The sequence below is a fragment of the Oscillibacter sp. CU971 genome (genome assembly GCF_905219725.1).
Taxonomy (GTDB): domain Bacteria; phylum Bacillota; class Clostridia; order Oscillospirales; family Oscillospiraceae; genus Oscillibacter.
The window spans coordinates 1-5,371 of the sequence record NZ_CAJMXG010000203.1; the positions used below are offsets into that span (position 1 = coordinate 1).

General features: G+C 59.8%; 3 protein-coding genes and 1 other annotated feature. Of the genes, 1 reads left to right on the forward strand and 2 read right to left on the reverse strand.

Features of this window, described 5'->3' with window-relative positions:
• Positions 1 to 588: 588 nt before the first annotated feature.
• A complete protein-coding gene (ileS, locus tag JX325_RS12335) occupies positions 589 to 3,348 on the reverse strand; it encodes an isoleucine--tRNA ligase (protein WP_204791413.1) in 2,760 nt (919 codons plus the stop codon).
• Between the two features lie 669 nt (positions 3,349 to 4,017).
• Positions 4,018 to 4,271, reverse strand: a binding site (T-box leader).
• 73 nt (positions 4,272 to 4,344) lie between these two features.
• Positions 4,345 to 4,500, reverse strand: a complete 156-nt coding sequence (locus JX325_RS12345) for a hypothetical protein (protein WP_204791415.1) — start codon at positions 4,498 to 4,500, stop codon at positions 4,345 to 4,347.
• A 98-nt stretch (positions 4,501 to 4,598) separates the two neighbouring features.
• Here JX325_RS12345 and JX325_RS12350 point away from each other — a divergent pair, with 98 nt between their 5' ends.
• A complete protein-coding gene (locus JX325_RS12350) occupies positions 4,599 to 4,811 on the forward strand; it encodes a helix-turn-helix domain-containing protein (RefSeq protein ID WP_204791416.1) in 213 nt (70 codons plus the stop codon).
• Positions 4,812 to 5,371 lie beyond the last annotated feature (560 nt).

Genomic DNA, 5,371 nt, shown 5'->3' on the forward strand with positions numbered 1-5,371 from the left:
CCCCCCATTTTCTCTTTTCCTTCCAGAAGGAAAAGAGAAAACGGGCCGTGCACGGTCCAAAAGAGAAAAGGAAGTATTGTCCCTGCGGGGGGACGAGGGACGGGGGCGCGGCTGAATGATTGGCGGAGCCAGAATGACTACCCTCGCGCAATTGGTTCGCACGGGAGTTGTTCTTCATTGAATGGACAAGCTCCTCTTTTTGCTGCCGCACCCCGGTGGTCGCGGGAGAGTTGCGTTTACCGNGCTTTGAAGAACTCCGCACCAAAAGAAGAAGAAGGTCTACCGCTGAAAAACGGTAGACCTTCTATACATTTCCGGCCGCCAGGGCAGNGGCNGCGAAAAGAGAAGCTGGTCCATTCGTCACGGGACAAACCCCCGCTCAATCTAATTGCGCGTGGGAAGTCATTCCGGCTCCGCCGTTCATTCAGCCGCGCCCCCGTCGCGTCCCCCGTTACTTCTTTTTCTCTTTTGGACCGTGCACGGCCCGTTTTCTCGTTTTCTTCTGGAAGAAAAAGAGAAAATGGGGGGTGCATTGCACCAGCCATCGCTGGTATCCAATCCTCCCCGCCCGAAGGGCGAGTTCCAGCCTCAGAACTGAGGCAAACTCCGCACCGCCGCCGCGCAGCGGGGACACAAGGCAGGATGCTCCGCATCCGCCCCTACGGCGGGCAGTACCTTCCAGCAGCGCTCGCATTTGCCGCCCTCGGCCTTGCGGACCTCCACGNCGGCCTCGCTCCCGGTCTGGACCGTAACTTGGGACACAATCAGCAGATCCGCCANNTTCGGCGTCTCCGCCANCCAGCCCTCCGCTTCCGGCACGGTGAGGGTCACGGCGGCTTCCAGGCTCTTGCCAATCTTCTTCTCGCTCCGCGCCGCCTCCAACGCGGCGTTCACCTTGTCCCGCAGAGCCTCAATCACCGCCCAGCGCTCCATAGCCGCGTCGNCCAGGGTGTAGTCCGTGAAGGGCTGGTGCATGTCGTTGAACAAAANGTTCCGACCATCGTCTCCCTCCCGGTGGGCCATGGCCTGCCAGATCTCGTCGCAGGTGAAGCAGAGNATGGGGGCCATAATCCGGGTCATGGTATCCAGAATCAGGTACAAGGCCGTCTGGGCGNTGCGGCGCGGGGCCCCGTCCTTCTCGTCGCAGTAGAGCCGGTCCTTGATCACGTCCAGGTAGAAGTTGGACATGTCCACCACGCAGAAGTCGTTGACCGCGTGGGTGGCCACCAGGAACTCATACTCGTCATAGGCCGCAAAGCACTTCTCCATCAGGGCGTTCAGCCGCGTCACCGCCCAGCGGTCCAGCTCCTCCATCTCGCCGGGGGCGGTCAGATGGTTGGGGTCGAAGCCGTCCAGGTTTCCCAGGCAGTACCGGGCCGTGTTGCGGAACTTCAGATAATTCTGGGAGAGCTGCTTGAAAATCTCGTGGGAGCAGCGCACGTCGGCGTGATAGTCCGTATTCGCCGCCCAGAGGCGCAGGATGTCCGCGCCGTATTTGTCAATCACCTCGGCGGGGTCCATGCCGTTTCCGGCGGATTTGTGCATGGCCTTGNCCTCGCCGTCCACGGTCCAGCCGTGGGTGACGCACTCCTTGAAGGGCGCGCCCTTGCCGAAGGCCCCCACGGCNTTGAGCAGGGAGCTNTGGAACCAGCCNCGGTACTGGTCCAGGCCCTCCATATACACGGTGGCGGGCCAGAAGCCCTGGTCCTTCTTCATGGCGNCGTAGTGGGTGGAGCCGGAGTCAAACCAGCCGTCCAGGGTGTCCGTCTCCTTCTCAAAGCCGGACTTCCCGCCGCAGTGGGGGCAGGCGAAGCCGGCGGGGAGAATCTCCTCCGCCTCCTTGGCAAACCAGGCGTTGGAGCCCTCGGCGCCAAAGAGCTTGGAGATGGCCTCGATGGTCTCGTCCGTCACCACGGGCTTGCCGCAGTCCTTGCAGTAGACCACGGGGATGGGCAGGCCCCAGCGGCGCTGGCGGGAAATGCACCAGTCGGAGCGCTCCCGGATCATGGACTTCATCCGGTCGATGCCCCACTTGGGCACCCAGCGGACCTCGTCGGCGGCGGCGCAGGCCTCGTCCTTGAAGCTGTCCACGGAGCAGAACCACTGGGGCGTGGCCCGGAAGATGATGGGGCTCTTGCAGCGCCAGCAGTGGGGGTAGCNGTGGACGATGTCCTCAGNGGCGAGGAGCATTCCGCTTTCCTTCATGTCCTGAAGAATCACGGGGTTCGATTCGTCGGTGGTCATGCCGGCGTATTTTCCGGCGTAGTCNGTGTGCCTGCCCTGGTCGTCCACGGGGACCACCATGTCCATGCCATAGCGCTTGCAGGTCTGGTAGTCGTCCGCGCCGAAGCCCGGGGCGGTGTGGACGCAGCCGGTGCCGGAATCCATGGTGACGTAATCCGCCAGCACCAGGCGGCTGGTCTTCGGCAGGAAGGGGTGGTCCGCCAGCATATTCTCGAAGAAGCTGCCGGGGTGAGTCTCCACAANCNCCCAGGAGTCAAAGCCCNCCAGGCCCATGACCTTCTCCGCCAGAGCCTCCGCCACGATATAGTGCTCGCCGCCCGCCGCCTTCANNATGGCGTAGCACTCGGCGGGGTGGAGGGCGATGGCCAGGTTCCCCGGCAGGGTCCAGATGGTGGTGGTCCAAATGACGAAGAAGAGCTTGCTCTTGTCAAAGGCCCCCAGCTTCCCCTGGTCGTCGTGCATGGGGAACTTCACGTAGACGGTGGTAACGGGGTCCTCCTGGTACTCGATTTCCGCCTCCGCCAGGGCGGTTTCGTCGTGGGGGCACCAGTACACGGGCTTGAGGCCCTTGTAGATATAGCCCTTTTTATACATCTCCCCGAAGACCTTCACCTCCTCGGCCTCGAAGCCGGGGTCCATGGTGAGGTAGGGGTGGTCCCAGTCGCCGACAACGCCGATGCGCTTAAACGCGTCCCGCTGAACGTCCACATAGTGGGCGGCGAAGTCATGGCAGGCGGAACGGAAGTCGGGGATGCTCATGGCCTTGTGGTTGAGCTTATTCTGCTTGATGATGTTGNATTNGATGNGCATTCCGTGGTTGTCCCAGCCGGGGATATAGGGGGTGTAATAGCCCCGCATGGCGTAGGACCGGGTGATGATGTCCTTAATGGCCTTGTTCNTGGCGGTGCCCATGTGGATGGACCCGTTGGAGAACGGGGGGCCGTCGTGGAGGCTGAAGAGGGGCTTGCCCTCGTTCTTTTTGAGGAGCTCATGGTAGATGTCCTCGTCCTCCCAGCGCTTGAGCATCTCCGGCTCCCGCTTGGGCAGTCCCGCCCGCATGGGGAAGTCCGTCTTCGGCAGGCAGATGGTTTTGTTGTAGTCCATTTTGTATTACTCCTTTATAATATTACTATTTGTGCTTTATTGAGCTGCCATCTAATTAANAATAGAAGTTTGTCCGCCAGGGCCCGCTGCCGCAGGTGTTCTGGGACACCTGGTCAATTTTCCACTCTCCGGCCTCCGGTTTCAGCTCAAAGCGGCAGTCGCTGCCGAAGCCGTCGAAGGCCCGGACAATCACCACGGCCTTGCTCTTGCTTTTCATGGTGAAGACGACCTCCGCCGCTCCCTTCAAGCAGGCAAAATCCGCTGGGTCTCCCATGCTCTGGCAGCAGTCCCGGCGCCGGGCCAAAAGCTTTTCCGTACAGCGGGGGTCCAGCAGGGCTCTGTAAGCGTCCCGGTAGTAATCCCAAAGGGCTTTGCTGTTGGGGTGGGCCTGGGTGGAGTAAATACCGCCGGGGCGTTCTGCCCGCTGCTTCTGTCCCCGGGCGCAAAACTTCTCCTCCAGGGCGCAGAGGCCCCGCAGNAGCTCTATCAACGGCGGGACGATCTCCTCCGCCAGGGGGCGGAACTTCTCCGGGGTGTCCTCAAGGACCAGCGTAATCGTACCCGGCAGCTTCAACGTTATCATCTCCAAATGGTATTTTATTAAACACAGAATACGGTTTGTATTCTGCGCATATCCGAGAATATCAAGAAAACGCCTCCGTCTCCCTTTCAAGAGACGGAGGCGCTGTCAGCGCTCCGCGATACCACTCTTCTTGCCGTCCCCCTCGCAAGGAACAGCCCCTCAGCGCCCGCCAATACGGGCCGACGGAATAACGCCCGCCAAACGTCCTTACCTACTCGCGCCGTCTTTCAGCAGGAGGCTCCAAGGTGATTTTCGCCGCCACTCCCGGCCGCCTCGCACCAANACGGCGGCTCTCTNGGCGGGTTGATGCGCGGCTACTCGTCCTTATCAACGCCAAATGTTCAGTTGCACCTTATGATAACACGTTTTTTTCGTTTGTCAACCAGTAAAATTGCAAATTTTCCAATGAACACTCAGCGCTTTTTATGAAGGGCTTCCAGCGCCAGCTCGCCCGCAAGCTTAAAAAGGGCGTCGGACAGTACCTGCTCGATGCTCCGTCCCGCTTGCTTTGCCACCTTCTCGTAAAACGCCGCCGTTTCCGTCGACAGGCGGATTTTGTATTCTTTCATCGTGGTCGCCTCCCCCTTACTGTTCTATGCGATTTTTGCATAAAAATCAATATGCATTTTTCGTATATCCTAAAATAGTAAAAAAGGAGGGGGAGGCCATGTATCGTCGGCTGCGGGACTTAAGAGAAGACCATGACCTGCCCCAACGGGCTCTGGCGGAGCTGCTTCATGTGTCCCAGGCAACATATTCCCGCTATGAGAGCGGTGACCTGGATATTCCCAGCGGCGCCCNGATTGCGCTGGCCAAACACTATCACACCAGCATTGACTATCTGCTGGGGATAACGGATGATCCGCAACCTCGTTGGTAAAAATCCNTCGTCTCCCAANAAGGCCGCCCNGTCTCTTGACAAAGCGGCCCGGTTTGGTATAATGAACATGGAAGGGCGCTGTCACACGGCGGCTGGCCCTACAGAACTAACAGTTTAACCCGCNGNCCGCTCGGTGCCCGCCGGACGGCTAGCACGCTTTTGTGGTAAGTATCCACGTCCACATGGCGCNAAGCGCCAGGAAACGCAGTACGGCGACAAGCCGTCTCTTCCACATCCGCATCACCTCCTTTTGACCGAGATCGCAGGAGATGAGCCAACCGCTTATTGTGTGCAACAGCGTCCTTCCGCCCCTATCCTACCAAAGACACCGTTTTTTGTCAAACCCCCGTCCCCCGTCCTTCGTCCCCCGTAAAAGAAAACTCAGCCGTGAACCCAACAACGTGGTTCANGGCTGAAGGCGAAGAAATTCCCAACACAGCGCAGTTTTCGGCGGAGCCGGAAACGGAGCGGCGTTGGGAATTTCTGAGCTGGAGCGGGCAACGAGGCTCGAACTCGCTACCTCCACCTTGGCAAGGTGGCGCTCTACCAGATGAGCTATG

Coding starts and splice junctions, on each gene's coding strand:
- JX325_RS12345 (WP_204791415.1), bottom strand. CDS start 4,500: ATGAAAGAATACAAAATCCGCCTGTCGACGGAAACGGCGGCGTTTTAC.